The following is a 13,685-nucleotide window of genomic DNA, read 5'->3' as shown; positions in this document are numbered from 1 at the left end:
AGGAAAACCGACGAGGATGACCGCCATGCCGACCGACTTCCACGACATCGACCCGAACCGCCTCGCCGCGATCCTCTACCGCGCGCAGGATGACGTCGACAGCTTGCTCGCCAGCTTCGCCGAAGCTCTGGTGCGATCGGGCGAGCGGATCGGCGGAATCGTCCAGCGCAACGTCAAGGACGGCACCGGCTGCCAGGTCGGCATGCAGGCGATCGATCTCATGAGCGGCCGCGAGATCTCGATCTGCCAGCCGCTCGGCTCGGGCGCGATGGCCTGCAAGCTCGACGCCGCGGGCCTCGCCGAAGCGGCGGTTGCCGTCACCCGCGCGATCGCAGCGGATGTTGATCTCGTCGTGATCAACAAGTTCTCCAAGCAAGAGGCCGCCGGCGAAGGCCTGCGCGACGAATTGGCCGACGCGATCGCCGCCGGTATTCCCGTGCTGACGGCAGTACCGGAGAAATGCCTGGACGCCTGGAACGATTTTACCGGCGGGATCGGCACCAGCCTGCTGTGTGAGCGGAGCGCGATCGAAGGCTGGTGGCACGACCTGTCGTCGCGCATGAAGCGGGCACGCGCGGCGCGCGGGCACGCCGGTGCAGCTACGGCGCTACTTGCCGATCATCACGTCGGATGACTTGATCACGGCCGAGACGGCGTCACCCACCTTCAGGGCGAGGTCGTCCACGGCCTCGTTGGTGATCGCGGAAAACACGACGAGGCCAGGCGCGAGCTCGATCTTCACATGGGCCGTCGTCGTTCCCTTGGTGACGGCGACGATCCGCCCCGGCAGAATGTTGCGAGCGCTGAGTTTCATGGCGGGTCAACCGAACTTGAACAGCACGCCGTAGCCACCGCGCGGATAGCTCCACTCGATGTCGCCGCTCCCCTCGCAGATCACGCGACAGGTGCCGCACTCGATGCAGCCGTCGACGGTGATCTCGACCTGCCCCTTGTCGTTGAGCTCGTAGCAACGCGCCGGGCACGCCTTCAGCATGCTGAGGAGCTCCGGCGACGGCTTGGTGTGCGGCCGCACCTTGATGTGGGCGCGCCCGGCATCGACCAGATAACGATTGTAGAACAGCTTGTCCTCGACACGCACGGATGGCTCGATCGACATGGTTTTGTCTCCGTCGTTGATGGTCTGTGTTCTCGTCTCACCGCCAGGCGCGCGCGAGCCGGAAGGCATCGCCGAACAGCCCGCTCCACGACCGCGCCTTGACGAACGATTTGAACGTCGTCTTCTCCTTCTCCACCTTCGGGGTGCCGTCGACACGCAGGAAGTTCTGCATCGCCCTGGAGACGAGTTCGGGATAGGTCAGGAAGAAGCTCTGCGACTGGGTGTGCATCAGCGCAGGCATGTCCTTGTACTTCTTGAGATCCTTGATGACGAAGGACTGGTCCAGCATGGACTTGTAGAGCGACAAGTTCTCCGCCGTCATCGGATCCTTGCGCGACTTGACCTGGAAGATTGCTTCCGCCGCGATGCGGCCCGACGTCATCGCAAGGTTCGAGCCCTCGCGATGGATGGCGTTGTTGAGCTGGGCGGCGTCGCCGACCACCACCCAGCCCTCGCCATAGAGCTGCGGAATAGCCTTGAAGCCGCCCTCGGGAATGAGATGCGCGGCATATTCCTTCACCTCGGAGCCATCAATCAGCGGGGCGACCGATGGGTGCCGCTTGAAGCGGTCGAGCAGGCCATAGGGGGTCTCGCCGGTGCGCTGGAAGTCCGCGACCAGGCAGCCGATACCGAGCGAGATGCACTCCTTGTTGGCGTAGATGAAACCCATGCCGGTCATGCCGCGTGAAATGGTGCCGGCGGCCTCGATCACCACGCCTTCGTCGCCTTTGAGGTTGAAGCGGGCCTCGATGGTTTCGCGCGGCAGGAAATGCATCTCCTTCACAGCGAGCGCGACCTTGTCTGGCTTGGGCCGCTCGCGCAGATGCGCGCGGGTGCCGAGCAGGCCGTTGACGCCTTCCGCCAGCACCACGACGTCGGCGTGGATCTCGCCGTCAGCGCGGTCGGTCCGCACGCCGATCACCTTGCCATAGGCATCCTGCGCCAGCTCGGTCACCGTCGTCTCGCACAGCACGGTGGCGCCGGCCTCGCGTACCTTCTGCGAGAACCATTTGTCGAACTGGGCGCGGATGATGGTGTAGCGGTTCGGCTTCTCCTCGTTGAAGTCGTCGGAACGATAATGCAGGCCGGTGTGCGAGCGATCGTCCATCATCCAGAATCGCTGCTCGACCAGATGCCGCTCCAGCGGCGCATCCTCGCGGAAGTCGGGGATCAGCTTCTCCAGCATGTCGGCATAGAGGATCGCGCCCTGCACGTTCTTCGAGCCGGAATATTCGCCGCGCTCGAGCTGCAGCACCTTCAGCCCGCGCTGGGCCAGCGTGAGCGCCGCCGCGTTGCCGGCCATGCCGGCGCCGACGACGATGGCATCGAATCTCTCCTCGATCATGGCGTCTCTCCCTTTCTAGCTCGCGATCCGGTCGCGCGAATGCGGTGACAACCGGGCGCGGAACGCCGCCGTCAAGGCGGGAAGCAGCCGGATGGCATCCGTGACGATCCCCATGTGAGCGAAGTCGAAGATCGGCGCATTCCTGTCGGTGTTGATGGCGACGATCAGATCGGCCCCCTCAACCCCGACGCGATGCTGGATCGCGCCGGAAATGCCCGCGGCGATGTAGAGCTTCGGGCGGATGGTCTTGCCGGTCTGGCCGATCTGGCGGTCGGAGGTGACCCAGCCCTTCTGCACCAAGGGCCGCGAGCAGCCATATTCGGCGCCGAGGACGGTGGCGAGCTGGCGCACCAGCTGGAAGTTTTCCGGTGAACCAAGCCCCAGCCCACCGGCGACGACGACGTCGGCATAAGCGAGATTTGATTTTGCGGAATCGCGATCGGGCAGGAACGACAGCACTTTCGTCACGATGTCGTCTTCGACGAGGCCGAGTGGATGGCTGACGACGCGGCCGACCGGACGCACGACGCGTTCCGGCATCGGCATCACGCGCGGGCGCACGGTCGCCATCTGCGGACGGTAGTTCAGCGTGTAGATCGTGCAGAGCAGCGAGCCGCCAAAGGTCGGGCGTGTCGCGGCGAGCGAGCCGTCGGTATCGACATCAAGCTCGGTGCAATCGGCCGTCAGGCCGGTGAGCAGAGTCGTCGCCACCGAACCCGCGAGGTCGCGGCCTAGCGTGGTGGCGCCCAGCAGGAGGATCTCCGGCTTGTAGGTGTTGACGACGTCGGTCAGCGCCTTGGTGTAGGATTCATTGCGATAGTCGGCCAGCAGATCGTCGGCGACCATGTAGACGAGGTCGGCGCCGTAGCAGAACGACTCCGCGGCCGCGCTCTGCGTCGCCTCGCCTTCGGGTCCGATCACGACCGCGGCGAGATCGACCTTGAGCTTGTCGGCAAGCTTGCGGCCGGCGCCCATCAGCTCCCAGGAGACGGGATGGACTTGGCCACGCTCCTGTTCGATGAAGACCCAGACGTGTTTGTAGGCCTTGAAATGCTCGGGCAGTTCCTTCTTGGTCGCGGCGCGGCCGGCGGCAGGAGCTGCGGTTTTCGGTGCGGTGCCCATGGTGCTTGCTTCCTCTCGACTCAAAAGCCGCGCGCCAGCGCCGCGAGCTCGGCGTCGAGCGCCGGCTGGCGCTTGAAGATGGCATCGATCAGCGCCTCGGCCGGCTGTTCGCCCCCCTCGATCAGCACCGCCTTTTCGCTGCGGGCCGCAGGCGCAAACACCCGCTTGACGATGGTCGGCGAGCCGCGCAGGCCGCATTTCGAGATGTCCTCGACGCCGGCATCCTGCGCGCTCCATTTGACGATCGGCGCGCGCGCAGCACGCAGGGCGTCGGCCATGGCGCCGCGCCGGATCTGGTTGGTCGCCTCCAGCATGGTAACGAGGCACGGCAGCCTGGTGCGCAGGAGTTGCACGCCGCCCTCGGAGCGCCGCTCGGCGTCGATGGTCCGGGCTGTCAGATCGAGCGCGCTGATCTTGGCGACATAGGTGAGTTGCAACAGGCCGAGGCGCTTGGCGATGCCGGGACCGACCTGCGCGGTATCGCCGTCGATCGTCTGCTTGCCCGTGAAGACGAGATCGGGCGCACCGAACTCGGTCGAGATCTTGCGGATCGCCGTCGCCAGCGCATAGGTCGTGGCCAACGTATCGGCGCCGGCGAAGAAGCGGTCGGTCAAAAGTACGGCCCGATCGGCGCCAAAGGTCAGCGCCTTGCGCAAGGAATCTTCGGCCGAGGGCGGCCCCATGGTCAGCACCGTGACCTCACCGCCGAACTGGTCGCGCAGCTCGAGCGCGGCTTCCAGTGCGAACAGGTCGTAGGGGTTGATGATGGTGGGCACGCCCTGACGCATGATGGTGTTGGTCACCGGATGCACGCGGATCTGCGCGGAGTCCGGAACCTGCTTGATGCAGACAACGATGTGCATGTGCTTCTCCAGGACTCGTCTTCAGAAACTCGGTTCAGAGCAAGAACAGCAAGTGTCGTACCAACTGCGCGGGCGATAAAAAACGGATGTTGATGCAGCGACTTAGAAGAGCGACGGTATCGCTTGCATCCGCCTCGGGCAGTTGAGCCGACAACGTCGCTGCAACACGCGTCGCAAATGCGACAGAACACGGATTCACTTCAGCGTGCCGATCTGCACCAATGTCGGCGTCTGCTTCGGCTGTGGCGCGACGGCGTCCTTCAGAACTTTGAAGACGCGCTGGTCGATCGGCGTCGAGGCGACGAAGTCCGCATAGGCACGCTCGAGCACGGTCTTGCACCGTACTGCCACGGTTTCGTCGGTCGCGCCGGAAAAGTCCTCTCCGGCAAGATACTGGCCCATGCGCCGCAGGATATGCAGCCGCGCCACGTTGACGACCTTCGGATCGTAATCGACCCCGAGCAGGGCGAAGAATTCTTCGGCCGCCGATGCCCTGTTGAGCTGCACCAGAATTCCATCAGCCATTGTCGCTCTCCATCGGGCTCTGCGGCATCGTGCCGTTTGGGCGTTGCGTCGTGGGCGTGCCGGCATCCCTGGCGCGCCTCTGCATGTGGGTGAGCCGCGCCTCCAGAAACTCGACGCGGTCGAGCAGCACGGCAATGGCATCGCCGACGGGGTCGGGCATCAGATGATGGTCGAGATCGATCCGGCCAACCACGCGGCGATGACTGAGCTGCGGTCGCACGACGCGGGCCGGAATGCCGACAACGGTGACGTCGGGTGGGGTGCTGTCGATCACGACCGAATTGGCGCCGACGCGCGAACCGGCGCCGACCGTGATCGGCCCGAGGATCTTTGCGCCGGCTCCGACCACGACCCGATCTTCCAGCGTCGGGTGGCGCTTGCCTGGAAACCACGAGGTGCCGCCGAGCGTGACGCCGTGATAGAGCGTGACGTCGTCGCCGATCTCGGCGGTCTCGCCGATGACGACGCAGGCGCCGTGGTCGATGAAGAAGCGCCGGCCGATACGCGCGCCAGGGTGGATGTCGACATTGCTCGCGAAGCGGCCGAACCAGGACAACAGCCGCGCCGGAAAACGCCAGCCGCCGGTCCACAGCCGGTTCGCGATCCGGTACCAGATCACGGCATGGATGCCCGGATAGGTCAGGATCGTCTCGAGGTGGCTGCGCGCGGCCGGATCGCGCTGGCGCACGCAGCCGATGTCCTCTCGGATCAACTTCAGCACGGACGGCTGTACCGGTCCGGGAGGTGATGGTTCAACGAGCGGAATGTCGACGACACAGGCCATGATACCCTCACGCGCAATTGAGAAGAGAGCGCTCGCGCACCTCGCGCCAGATCGCCGTCACGGTCTCCCGGCCAACGGCGCCCTTGTGCGCCACGGCATGCTGGCGAACGCGGGCGAGCACGGTCTTTGCTTCTTCCGCATTGACGGAGAGCTGCAGCTCGGCGAGCAGCGCGGTGATCGCCGCAAGGCCAGAATGCTTTCCGATCACGATGCGATTGGAGCGGCCGAGCAGGCGCGGATCCAGCGCCTGATAGGTGCGCTGATCCTTCAACAGGCCGTCGACGTGAATGCCGGACTCGTGGGTGAAGACATGTTCGCCCACAATCGCCTTGTTGAGCGGGATGGCGCGCGCTGCCGCAGCAGCAACTACGGAAGCTACCTTCTCCAGTTCGGACAGCACCACGCCGGTATCGCAGCCATAGAGTTGTTTGAGCGCGACCGCGACCTCTTCCAGCGGAGCATTGCCCGCTCGCTCGCCGAGACCGATCACGGTAACGGATGCATGCGTGGCGCCCGCCTTGATCGCGGCCAGCGTATTGGCGGTCGCAAGGCCAAGATCGTCGTGGCCGTGGAACTCGAGCTCCAGATCCGTGGTGGCGCGAACTGCCGCCAGCAATGCGAAGGCGGCGTCGGGGTCAAGCACGCTCAAGGTGTCGGCGATGCGGAAGCGTCGCGCGCCTGCGGCCTTTGCGGTTGCGATCAGCTCGGCCAGGAAGTCGACATCGGCGCGCGAAGAATCCTCGGCGCCGACCGCAACGTCGAGGCCCTTGTCGCGGGCATAGCCGACCACCCGCCTCACCTGCTCCAGCGCCGCCGGCCGGCCACCGTCGAGCTTGGCGGCGATCTGCACGTCGGAGGTTGGGATCGACACATTCACCATGGAGACGCCAGCCTCGATGGCCGCGTCGACATCCAATGTCCGCATCCGGCACCAGCCGATTGCGGTCGCCGGCAGCCCGGCTTCGACGATGGCGCGGATCGCGCTCACCTCGTCGTGGCCCATCGCAGGCGTGCCGGCTTCGATCTCCGTGACGCCGGCCGAGGCCAGTGCGCGCGCGATCGAGACTTTCTCCGCGGTGGTGAAGGCGACGCCTGGTGCCTGCTCGCCATCACGCAGCGTGGTGTCGTTCAGGACGACGTGTCGAGGCTGACCACCGTCCAGTCGCTTCGTCGGGTCGGAAAACACCATCCGCGCACTCCCATCATTCATTCCGATCAGGAGTTCAGCAACCCTCGTGCCATCGTCGGGTCGGCCAGTAAGCACTTGAAATCAATAGAGTTATCGACGCGCCCCACTTTGTCGCAAATGCGACAGCGTCGGACAGGCGACGTGTCAGATGTCCGCAGACTTGCGACGGATATGGATGATGATGTCGAGCCGTGAGATCTCATGACCCGGCAAGGGCTCGGGCATCTGCTCGAGGACAAGCGTCTCGGGGACGTCGATCAGCCTATCCTCGCCGTGAAGGTAGAAATGCGGATGCACCGTCGTATTGGTGTCGAAGAATGAGCGCGAGCCATCCGGGCCGATGCGGCGCAACAGTCCGGCCTGGGTAAACTGGTTGAGCGTGTTGTAGACGGTTGCCAAGGAGAGCTGGACGTTGGCCTCGACAGACTCGGCAAAGAGCGTCTCCGCGGTGACGTGACGATGCTCCTGGCCAAACAGCAGTTCCGCCAGCAGCACACGCTGGCGCGTGGGCCGCAGGCCGGCATCTCGCAACCGGCGGAACGCGGAGCTTTCGCCGTGACAGAATCCGCGCTGAGCTGACGGCTCCCCGTCCGGCACATCGATGACGGACATGTCCGGATACGCGTCCATGATCACCTCACGCCGTCAACATGATGGCCGCTGCCGCGCAAAAATTCCCGCCGGCGCTCGGCCATGCGGCTTTCGCCGCTCTCCTCGCCGAAGCAGAGCTCGAAATCGTTGCATTGGGTGCAGACGGGCGTCGTACACATGACGAAGCCGTCGTCCTCGCAGAGCATGCGGTAGAAGAAGCGCTTCCAGCGCATGTTCTTCGTGTTACGGCTTGCCAGCGGCGCAAAATGACGCATCAACAGGCGCGACAGTTCCGCCCGCTCGCGCAATCCGAGATCTTCCCAGAGATGGTTCGGTTCCATGGCGCGCCGCGCCACCATCGCTGCGAGCCAGCGGCCGACATCGCCATCGGTTGAACGCTGCGTGAGCAGGAGATCGCGCACCATCGTCGTCTCGTCGTCGACTTCGGAGGCGGGTTTGGGCGTCCAGACGAACGCGCGGACCATGGCCGCTGGGAAATGGCCAGCGATCAGGTCGTTGAACGCCTGCTCCGAAAGACCGGCGCGCTCGGCGATCGGACCGCCGTCCATCACTGCAGCGGCCAGAATCGAGGCCAGCACATGACGGTCGAAATCAGCGTCGTCGCGGATATCGGCTTCCGCCGGATCTCGACCGGTCAGAAGACGGTAGAATGCTATTCCTGCGTGCGGCCTGCAGGCGTTCGAGCCCGCCAGTGGATGCGCTGTCGCTTCGATCGTCCTCGCTTGCGTCACGATCACGGAAGGCTCCGCCGGTTATGCCGCAGGGTCGCCCAAAAGGGGCGGCCTCCCCAACGCGGAGAGGCCGGTAGGATGCTCAGGCCGTCGCGAGCTCGGCGGCGCTCTTGCCGATCTGGCTTTCGTCGACCGCCTTCATGATGCCGTGCTCCATCAGCATGTCCTCGAGCTCGTCCATGCTGATCGGGGTCGGGATGATGCCCTTGCCGCCGTTGTTGTGGATCTTGGTCGCGAGGTTGCGATAGTGATCCGCCTGCTTGGAGTCGGGGGCATATTCCAACACGGTCATGCGGCGCAGCTCGGCGTGCTGCACGATGTTGTCGCGCGGCACGAAATAGATGAGCTGCGTGCCGAGCTTCTTGGCCAGCGCTTCCGCCAGTTCCAGCTCCTTGTCGGTCTGGCGCTCGTTGCAGACCAGGCCGCCAAGGCGGACGCCGCCGGAATTGGCGTATTTCAGAATGCCCTTGGAGATGTTGTTGGCGGCGTACATCGCCATCATCTCGCCGGACATCACGATGTAGATTTCCTGCGCCTTGTTCTCGCGGATCGGCATCGCGAAGCCGCCGCAGACGACGTCGCCGAGCACGTCGTAAGACACGTAGTCGATGTCCTCATAGGCGCCGTTCTCTTCCAGGAAGTTGATCGAGGTGATGACGCCGCGGCCGGCGCAGCCGACGCCCGGCTCCGGACCGCCGGACTCGACGCAGCGAATGTCCTTGTAGCCGACCTTCATGACGTCCTCGATCTCGAGATCCTCGACGCTGCCAGCGTTGGCCGCGAGGCTCAGAATGGTGTCCTGCGCCTTGGCGTGCAGGATCAGGCGGGTCGAGTCCGCCTTGGGATCGCAGCCGACGATCAGGATCTTGTGACCCATCTCGGCAAGCGCTGCGAGCGTGTTCTGCGACGTCGTCGATTTGCCGATACCACCCTTGCCGTAAAACGCGATTTGCCTCAGTGAAGACATGTTGCTCTCCATCAACCGATTGCCAATGACTCCGCGCTGCTTGCGCGAGATTGCTTCTCTCTCAGAAGCGTGGGCCCGCGGGGTTCGGGAAGGAGAACATCGCTCGCCAGCAGCGTCGGCGTGTTCTCAGCCCTCACTCGTTGTTGCCCCACCCAAATAGCAACTGGCGTGCCATTCGCCGCGCGCGCTCTAAGGCGCTGATCACGCTCGCGAAATATTTCAACGCGCGCGGAAGACAGAAGCTGTGTCGAACCCTACAGAGGTACGGCTTCTGTCAGAAACCGGACAAGAACCGCAGCGATGGCGGTGCAAAGGCACCGCCATATCAGCTGCGCGGATGCGGAACGGAAATTGCTAACTCCCATTTCGAAGCGATGTGAGGAGAGCGACAGATGCAGATCGGTGTCGAGACAGCCAAGGCCGTCGACCAGCGGCGCGTATTCGTGATCGACGAGGACGAGATCACCCGCGCAGCGCTCCAGTTCATGCTGCATGACGAGATCGAGACGCACGAGCTTGCAACGCCGGAAGAGGCCTATGCCAAGGGCGTTGACTGGCTGAAGCCCGACGTGGTGCTGCTCGGCGTCTCCTTGGTAAAGGCGCACGGCGTGGCCCTGATTGGCGAGCTCTGCGCGAGATTTCCAGGCGTGCGCGTTCTCGTCGTTACCGACAAGTCCGACGAGACCACCGCTGTCGAGGCCATGAAGGCGGGCGCCGCCGGCGCAGTGGTGAAACCGCTGACGCTGGAGGGTGTGCGCAAGAAAGTCGACACGATCCTCGGCCGCGGCGGCGCCGCGCCGCTGGTCCAGCTCAGCCTGATGAAATAGGAGCACTTGCGTGGCGACCGTGTTGTTCTACCAGAAGCCGGGCTGCGGAACCAACGCCCGGCAGATCCGCGCGCTGGAGACGGCCGGCCATCAGGTGATCGCGAAGAGCCTGCTGGCCGAGCCCTGGACCGCGGAGCGTCTGCTCGCCTTCTTCGGTGCGACACCCACCGTGTCCTGGTTCAACCCGGCCTCGCCGCGAATCAAAGCCGGCGAAGTCAAGCCGGCGGAGATCGACGCGGCGAACGCGATCGCGTTGATGCTCGACGATGCCCTGCTGATCCGGCGCCCGCTGATCGACGTTGATGGCGCAAGATGCGCCGGCTTCGACCGCGAGCCGGTGCCATCCTTGCTCGGCGGTGAGGGCAGCGATCTTCAGGGCTGCACGCGACCGGAGGCGATGCCGCCTTGCGCGGAGCCATAAAACTCAGCTCCGCGCCAGCACCATCACCAGGCGATCGACGCGCCGGCCTTGTTTCAGGTGCTCGTCAACGATCTCGTCGATGTCCTCCGGGGTCGTCGGCCGGTACCATACACCGTCGGGATAGACGACCATCAGCGGACCGGCGCCGCAAAAGCCGAGGCAGCCGGCCGCAGTGAAGCCGACGTCGGTGAGGCCCTTCGTCTCGATCGCCTTGCCGAGCCGTTCCCACAGCGGCCCGCCGCCGGACGCGCCGCAGCTTCCGCGCGGATGGCCGGGCGGCCGCTGCGTGTGGCAGGCGAAGACGTGATGGCGGTAGAGCTGCGGCAGCTCGAACTCCTCGTTCATTCCGTCGCTCATAACGCCGCCACCGCAACGCCCTTGTCATTCAGCACCGCCGCCAGCTCGCCAAGCTTGAACATCTCGCGCACGATGTCGCAGCCACCGACAAACTCTCCCTTGACGTAGAGCTGCGGAATGGTCGGCCAGTTCGAGAACGATTTGATGCCCTCGCGGACGTCAGGGTCGGCGAGCACGTTGATGCCGGTGAAGGGCACGCCGAGGCCGTTCAATATCTGCACGACAGTTCCGGAGAAGCCGCATTGCGGCGCGGTCGGAACGCCCTTCATGAACAGCCCGACGTCGCTGCCCGCGATGATGTCCTTGATGCGTTGCTCGGTCGGTTCACTCATGATTACATCCTTCCATATTCATTTCGGCACCCCTGTTTCGAGCGCGAGCGCATGCAGCGCCGCACCCATTTGCCCCTTCAGAGCGGCGTAGACCATTTGGTGCTGCTGGATGCGGCTTTTGCCGGCAAAGGCCTGCGAGACCACGCGTGCGCCGTAATGATCGCCGTCGCCCGCAAGGTCCGTCACGATCACATGGGCGTCCGGAAACGCTTCCCTGATCAATTTTTCGATGTCCGGTCCCGCCATCGCCATGTCGCACACTCCTGCTCTGGGACGGCGCCATGCAAGCGACAAACCAGTTTCGGAACGCGTGTGTTCCGAGGGATTTGCGCACCCGAGATCCGGCGCCATGTCCGACTTCCGACAACGTCCGCACGTGTCCATGTCGATGACGTGACGAAGGCGAATGGCCTTGCCCCGAACGCAACGACGATGCCTCGCGGTACCTCCCGAATCGAAGCACTTTCGCCGCGATTCACATCCGGCCCGGCTTTTGCTTCGTAGGGGCTACGCCCGTATTCCGATACGCAAGACGAGGAATTCAGATGTCCCACACAGATTGCAGCGGCCCCGACGTTCGACGCCGCATCTCAGCGACGGCGAGCGCCGCATGACGGCCGTCCTCGTCGATTCCGATGGCATCAATTTCGGCGAGCTGGCGCCGGAACTCGACTCGCTGCTACAGCAGGGCGTAGTCAGCTATCGCCGCAATCCGCTTGAAGCAGATCGCATCTTCCGTCAGGCCCTGGACGCGGCGCCGACGGAGCTTGCGGTCTATTTCTGCCTCTACAAGACCCACACCTATCGCGGCCGCCTCGACGAAGCACAGGACATCGCCGAGCGCGGCTTGCGCGAAGCCGCCCATCAGGCCGGCTGGAGCCCGGATTGGCGAAGCTGGCCACCGCAGGCCGAGCTGCCTGACGGCGCAGGTCGCTTCGCGCTTTACACGTTGAAGGCCCTCGCCTTCATCCATCTGCGCAAGGACGAACAGAAGCAGGCCCGAGAACTGCTCGCTGCGCTACGCCGGCTCGATCCCACCGGCGCGGTCGGCTGGCCGGTCGTCGCAGCGCTCGCCGAGGGACTGCAGTGAGGGAGCGATGATGACGACGGCGCTTGCCGACAACGAGACGCTGATCGCCGGCATCGTCGCCGCGTTGCGGACCGTTCACGATCCCGAAATCCCGGTGAACATCTACGACCTCGGCCTGATCTACCGGATCGAGCCGAAGGATCGCGGCCTGGTCGAGATCGACATGACGCTGACCGCACCGGGCTGCCCGGTCGCTGGCGAGATGCTGTCCTGGGTTGAAAAGGCAGTGAGCGACGTCGGCGGCGTCGATAGCGTTGAGGTACGGCTGGTGTTCGATCCGCCCTGGGACTCATCGCGGATGACCGACGACGTCAAGCTCGAACTCGGCCTGCTCTAATAACAACGAGACCATCGGAGAGGAGAAGACGCAATGATCGAACTGACCGCCAGCGACGGAGCCAGTTTCTCCGCCTATCGTGCCGAGCCTGCGGATACACCCAAGGGCGCCGTCGTGGTCCTCCAGGACGTCTTCGGCGTCACGCCGGAGATTCGCAAGGTCGCCGATGCCTTCGCCGCCAAGGGCTACGTCGCGATCGCGCCATCCCTGTTCGACCGAGTCCAGCCCGGCGTCAGTCTCGATCACGATGAGGGCGGCAAGGCCGAGGGCGCGGCCATCAGCGTGCAGATCGGCAACGATCAGGCGATCTCGGACATTCAGACGGCCGTCGACGCCGTGAAGGACGCCGGCAAGGTCGCGGTCGTCGGCTATTGTTGGGGTGGTGACCTCGCCTACACCGCTGCCAACAAGGTCAACGGCATTGCCTGCGTGATCGGCTATGACGGCAGCGGGACCGTTGCGGACTATCGCGAGAAGCGGAAGGTCCCGACGCTGCTGCATTTCGGTGAGAGCGATCCGGAGCTGCCGCTCGAAGCCATCACGCAATTCCGCGCCTGGCGTCCCGACGTCAGCGCCTTCACCTATCCAGACGCCGCCCAGGGGTTCGGCTGCAACGAGCGCGGCAATTTCCGCCCGGAGGCAGCGGAGAAGGCGCTGGAGCGCACTCTGTTCTGGATCTCGCAATATGTCGAAGGACAGCAGCCGATCCTGTTGAAGAATGCCGGCGCCTATGCCCAGGCCAAGACCGAGAAGAAGAAAAAGAAGAAGGCCGACGACGATCTCGGACCGCCGCTGGACTGAGGGAGCCTTGCCAGATGCTGCCGACAACCATCCTCATCGATGACGCGCCGCGCTGCGTGGTGCGGCCAACCGATACCAAGGACCTCAATCGTTTCATCCGCAACGGCAAAGGATTCCTGCTGGCCGAGCGCCCCGAGGGCAAGATCACGCACCGGGCGGCGACCGAAACCGAGATGGGCAAGTGGCGGAGCGGCCTTGCCCTGCACAAGGCGTGGGGCGGCGCCGAGGAGGAGTTCTTCGGCTTGCCGCTGTCGGACTGACGCTA

At 64.5% G+C, this 13,685-nt stretch carries 21 protein-coding genes; 7 read left to right on the top strand and 14 right to left on the bottom strand.

Annotated features, from left to right (window positions below; genetic code table 11):
• The first annotated feature begins 16 nt into the window (after positions 1-16).
• On the top strand, positions 17-634 hold the full coding sequence (locus tag G8O24_RS44010; protein ID WP_306666290.1) for a DUF2478 domain-containing protein: 618 nt from the start codon (positions 17-19) through the stop codon (positions 632-634).
• On the opposite strand, the gene G8O24_RS04065 is transcribed toward G8O24_RS44010, so the two are convergent.
• The 11 genes from G8O24_RS04065 to nifH all read right to left on the bottom strand — a co-directional run bounded on the left by G8O24_RS04065 (position 608) and on the right by nifH (position 9,255).
• Complete coding sequence (locus tag G8O24_RS04065; RefSeq protein WP_080136000.1) at positions 608-814, bottom strand: TOBE domain-containing protein; 207 nt, start codon at positions 812-814, stop codon at positions 608-610. The two genes, G8O24_RS44010 and G8O24_RS04065, sit on opposite strands and share 27 nt — an antisense overlap.
• 6 nt (positions 815-820) lie before the next feature.
• Positions 821-1,117, bottom strand: a complete 297-nt coding sequence (locus tag G8O24_RS04060; RefSeq protein ID WP_188096714.1) for a ferredoxin family protein — start codon at positions 1,115-1,117, stop codon at positions 821-823.
• 37 nt (positions 1,118-1,154) lie between these two features.
• Positions 1,155-2,462, bottom strand: a complete 1,308-nt coding sequence (locus G8O24_RS04055; protein ID WP_188096711.1) for an FAD-dependent oxidoreductase — start codon at positions 2,460-2,462, stop codon at positions 1,155-1,157.
• Between the two features lie 15 nt (positions 2,463-2,477).
• The gene (locus G8O24_RS04050) at positions 2,478-3,584 is read right to left on the bottom strand and encodes an electron transfer flavoprotein subunit alpha/FixB family protein (RefSeq protein ID WP_188096708.1); all 1,107 of its coding nucleotides are present in this window, start codon (positions 3,582-3,584) and stop codon (positions 2,478-2,480) included.
• Between the two features lie 20 nt (positions 3,585-3,604).
• Positions 3,605-4,447 (bottom strand): electron transfer flavoprotein subunit beta/FixA family protein, encoded by an 843-nt coding sequence (locus tag G8O24_RS04045; protein WP_188096706.1) that lies wholly within the window; start codon positions 4,445-4,447, stop codon positions 3,605-3,607.
• A 195-nt stretch (positions 4,448-4,642) separates the two neighbouring features.
• The gene (gene nifW, locus G8O24_RS04040) at positions 4,643-4,972 is read right to left on the bottom strand and encodes a nitrogenase stabilizing/protective protein NifW (protein WP_188096705.1); all 330 of its coding nucleotides are present in this window, start codon (positions 4,970-4,972) and stop codon (positions 4,643-4,645) included.
• Positions 4,965-5,756, bottom strand: coding sequence for a serine O-acetyltransferase (gene cysE, locus G8O24_RS04035; protein WP_188096703.1), 792 nt, complete (start codon positions 5,754-5,756; stop codon positions 4,965-4,967). Before cysE ends, nifW begins: the two co-directional genes overlap by 8 nt.
• Positions 5,757-5,763: 7 nt before the next feature.
• Complete coding sequence (nifV, locus tag G8O24_RS04030) at positions 5,764-6,945, bottom strand: homocitrate synthase (RefSeq protein ID WP_188096700.1); 1,182 nt, start codon at positions 6,943-6,945, stop codon at positions 5,764-5,766.
• A 144-nt stretch (positions 6,946-7,089) separates the two neighbouring features.
• On the bottom strand, positions 7,090-7,575 hold the full coding sequence (gene irr, locus G8O24_RS04025) for a Fur family transcriptional regulator Irr (RefSeq protein WP_244645726.1): 486 nt from the start codon (positions 7,573-7,575) through the stop codon (positions 7,090-7,092).
• 2 nt (positions 7,576-7,577) lie between these two features.
• Positions 7,578-8,294, bottom strand: coding sequence for a nitrogen fixation protein NifQ (locus tag G8O24_RS04020; RefSeq protein ID WP_188096699.1), 717 nt, complete (start codon positions 8,292-8,294; stop codon positions 7,578-7,580).
• 76 nt (positions 8,295-8,370) lie between these two features.
• Positions 8,371-9,255, bottom strand: coding sequence for a nitrogenase iron protein (nifH, locus tag G8O24_RS04015; protein WP_188096697.1), 885 nt, complete (start codon positions 9,253-9,255; stop codon positions 8,371-8,373).
• Between the two features lie 392 nt (positions 9,256-9,647).
• Here nifH and G8O24_RS04010 point away from each other — a divergent pair, with 392 nt between their 5' ends.
• Both G8O24_RS04010 and G8O24_RS04005 read left to right on the top strand, forming a co-directional pair.
• Complete coding sequence (locus G8O24_RS04010) at positions 9,648-10,082, top strand: response regulator (RefSeq protein ID WP_188096695.1); 435 nt, start codon at positions 9,648-9,650, stop codon at positions 10,080-10,082.
• Between the two features lie 10 nt (positions 10,083-10,092).
• Positions 10,093-10,503 carry an ArsC/Spx/MgsR family protein gene (locus G8O24_RS04005; protein WP_188096693.1) on the top strand — a complete coding sequence of 137 codons (411 nt, stop codon included), beginning with the start codon at positions 10,093-10,095 and terminating at the stop codon, positions 10,501-10,503.
• A 3-nt stretch (positions 10,504-10,506) separates the two neighbouring features.
• Here the strand turns inward: G8O24_RS04005 and G8O24_RS04000 are convergent, their stop codons facing one another.
• The 3 genes from G8O24_RS04000 to G8O24_RS03990 are packed head-to-tail and all read right to left on the bottom strand — an operon-like array spanning position 10,507 to position 11,444.
• Positions 10,507-10,860, bottom strand: coding sequence for a (2Fe-2S) ferredoxin domain-containing protein (locus tag G8O24_RS04000; protein WP_188096690.1), 354 nt, complete (start codon positions 10,858-10,860; stop codon positions 10,507-10,509).
• Entirely contained in the window at positions 10,857-11,192 is a 336-nt protein-coding gene (gene grxD, locus G8O24_RS03995) for a Grx4 family monothiol glutaredoxin (protein WP_188096688.1), read from the bottom strand. Before grxD ends, G8O24_RS04000 begins: the two co-directional genes overlap by 4 nt.
• 18 nt (positions 11,193-11,210) lie before the next feature.
• Entirely contained in the window at positions 11,211-11,444 is a 234-nt protein-coding gene (locus tag G8O24_RS03990; protein WP_188097053.1) for a BolA family protein, read from the bottom strand.
• 358 nt (positions 11,445-11,802) lie between these two features.
• On the opposite strand from G8O24_RS03990, the gene G8O24_RS03985 reads away from it, so the two are divergent.
• The 4 genes from G8O24_RS03985 to G8O24_RS03970 are packed head-to-tail and all read left to right on the top strand — an operon-like array spanning position 11,803 to position 13,680.
• On the top strand, positions 11,803-12,282 hold the full coding sequence (locus G8O24_RS03985) for a hypothetical protein (RefSeq protein ID WP_188096686.1): 480 nt from the start codon (positions 11,803-11,805) through the stop codon (positions 12,280-12,282).
• A gap of 7 nt (positions 12,283-12,289) precedes the next feature.
• Positions 12,290-12,619 carry an iron-sulfur cluster assembly protein gene (locus G8O24_RS03980; RefSeq protein WP_188096684.1) on the top strand — a complete coding sequence of 110 codons (330 nt, stop codon included), beginning with the start codon at positions 12,290-12,292 and terminating at the stop codon, positions 12,617-12,619.
• Between the two features lie 33 nt (positions 12,620-12,652).
• Positions 12,653-13,420, top strand: a complete 768-nt coding sequence (locus G8O24_RS03975) for a dienelactone hydrolase family protein (RefSeq protein WP_188096682.1) — start codon at positions 12,653-12,655, stop codon at positions 13,418-13,420.
• A gap of 14 nt (positions 13,421-13,434) precedes the next feature.
• On the top strand, positions 13,435-13,680 hold the full coding sequence (locus G8O24_RS03970) for a hypothetical protein (RefSeq protein WP_188096680.1): 246 nt from the start codon (positions 13,435-13,437) through the stop codon (positions 13,678-13,680).
• Positions 13,681-13,685: the final 5 nt, after the last annotated feature.

The sequence above is a fragment of the Bradyrhizobium campsiandrae genome (genome assembly GCF_014529705.1).
Classification (GTDB): Bacteria; Pseudomonadota; Alphaproteobacteria; order Rhizobiales; family Xanthobacteraceae; genus Bradyrhizobium; species Bradyrhizobium campsiandrae.
This window is presented reverse-complemented; position numbering and strand designations above follow the sequence as displayed.